Annotated in this window: 1 rRNA gene; it reads right to left on the reverse strand. The window is 50.1% G+C overall.

The features are described from left to right. Positions 1 to 73: 73 nt before the first annotated feature. A 23S ribosomal RNA gene (locus AXW61_RS00015) occupies positions 74 to 2,457 on the reverse strand; the annotation flags it as partial.

Below are 2,457 nucleotides of genomic sequence, written 5' to 3' on the forward strand. Positions count from 1 at the left end.
TGTATCTAGCTTTATAACTAAATCAAGTTGTTTGCAGTGATTTGAACCACAACACCAACTGTTTGGGTGTTGTATAGTCAAGCCTCACGAGCAATTAGTATTGGTCAGCTTCACATATCACTATGCTTCCACATCCAACCTATCAACGTCGTAGTCTTCAACGGCTCTTTAGAGGACATAAAGTCCTAGGGAAATCTTATCTTGAGGTAGGCTTCCCGCTTAGATGCTTTCAGCGGTTATCCCTTCCGAACATAGCTACCCGGCGATGCGACTGGCGTCACAACCGGTACACCAGAGGTTCGTCCACTCTGGTCCTCTCGTACTAGGAGCAGATCCTCTCAAATTTCCAACGCCCACGGTAGATAGGGACCGAACTGTCTCACGACGTTCTAAACCCAGCTCGCGTACCTCTTTAAATGGCGAACAGCCATACCCTTGGGACCTGCTTCAGCCCCAGGATGAGATGAGCCGACATCGAGGTGCCAAACACCGCCGTCGATATGAACTCTTGGGCGGTATCAGCCTGTTATCCCCAGAGTACCTTTTATCCGTTGAGCGATGGCCCTTCCATACAGAACCACCGGATCACTAAGACCTACTTTCGTACCTGCTCGACTTGTGGGTCTCGCAGTTAAGCGCGCTTTTGCCTTTATACTCTACGCGTGATTTCCGACCACGCTGAGCGCACCTTCGTACTCCTCCGTTACTCTTTAGGAGGAGACCGCCCCAGTCAAACTACCCACCAGACATGGTCCTCGTCCCGGATAACGGGACAGAGTTAGAACCTCAATATTACCAGGGTGGTATTTCAAGATTGGCTCCACCGAAACTAGCGTCTCGGTTTCAAAGCCTCCCACCTATCCTACACAAGTAAGATCAAAGTTCAATGTCAAGCTGCAGTAAAGGTTCACGGGGTCTTTCCGTCTAGCCGCGGGTACACCGCATCTTCACGGCGAATTCGATTTCACTGAGTCTCTGCTGGAGACAGCGCCCCCATCATTATGCCATTCGTGCAGGTCGGAACTTACCCGACAAGGAATTTCGCTACCTTAGGACCGTTATAGTTACGGCCGCCGTTTACTGGGGCTTCGATCAAGAGCTTCGCTTACGCTAACCCCATCAATTAACCTTCCAGCACCGGGCAGGCATCACACCCTATACGTCCACTTTCGTGTTTGCAGAGTGCTATGTTTTTAATAAACAGTTGCAGGGGCCTGGTTTCTGTGGCTGCCAATAGCTCAAGGAGTAAATCCTATCACCGTCGGCAGCGTACCTTCTCCCGAAGTTACGGTACCATTTTGCCTAGTTCCTTCAGCAGAGTTCTCTCAAGCGCTTTGGTCTACTCGACCTGACCACCTGTGTCGGTTTCGGGTACGATTCCTATGTAACTGAAGCTTAGAGACTTTTCCTGGAAGCATGGTATCAGCCACTTCACTGTACAAGTACAGCTTGCTATCAGTTCTCAGCATAGAGTACCCCGGATTTGCCTAAGATACATGCCTACAACCTTCCACCTGGACAACCAACGCCAGGCTGACTTAACCTTCTCCGTCCTCTCATCGCATTACATAGAAGTATTGGAATATTAACCAATTTCCCATCGACTACGCCTCTCGGCCTCGCCTTAGGGGTCGACTCACCCAGCCCCGATTAACGTTGGACTGGAACCCTTGGTCTTTCAGCGTGCGAGTTTTTCACTCGCATTGTCGTTACTCACGTCAGCATTCGCACTTCTGATACCTCCAGCATACTTCTCAATACACCTTCATCGGCTTACAGAACGCTCCCCTACCACTTGCAATAAATTGCAAATCCGCAGCTTCGGCATATAGTTTTAGCCCCGTTACATCTTCCGCGCAGGCCGACTCGACTAGTGAGCTATTACGCTTTCTTTAAAGGGTGGCTGCTTCTAAGCCAACCTCCTAGCTGTCTATGCCTTCCCACATCGTTTCCCACTTAACTATAATTTTGGGGCCTTAGCTGGCGGTCTGGATTGTTTTCCTCTTGACTACGGACGTTAGCACCCGCAGTCTGTCTCCCGGATAGTACTCATTGGTATTCGGAGTTTGCATCGGTTTGGTAAGTCGGGATGACCCCCTAGCCGAAACAGTGCTCTACCCCCAATGGTATTCGTCCGAGGCGCTACCTAAATAGCTTTCGGGGAGAACCAGCTATCACCGAGTTTGATTAGCCTTTCACCCCTATCCACAAGTCATCCCCTGGCTTTTCAACGACAGTGGGTTCGGTCCTCCAGTTAGTGTTACCCAACCTTCAACCTGCTCATGGATAGATCACCCGGTTTCGGGTCTACACCCAGCAACTAAACGCCCTATTAAGACTCGATTTCTCTACGGCTCCCCTATTCGGTTAACCTTGCTACTGAATGTAAGTCGCTGACCCATTATACAAAAGGTACGCAGTCACCGAACAAGTCGGCTCCCACTGCTTGTATGCATG

Source organism: Acinetobacter sp. BMW17 (assembly GCF_001592855.1).
In the GTDB taxonomy this organism is placed as follows: domain Bacteria; phylum Pseudomonadota; class Gammaproteobacteria; order Pseudomonadales; family Moraxellaceae; genus Acinetobacter; species Acinetobacter johnsonii.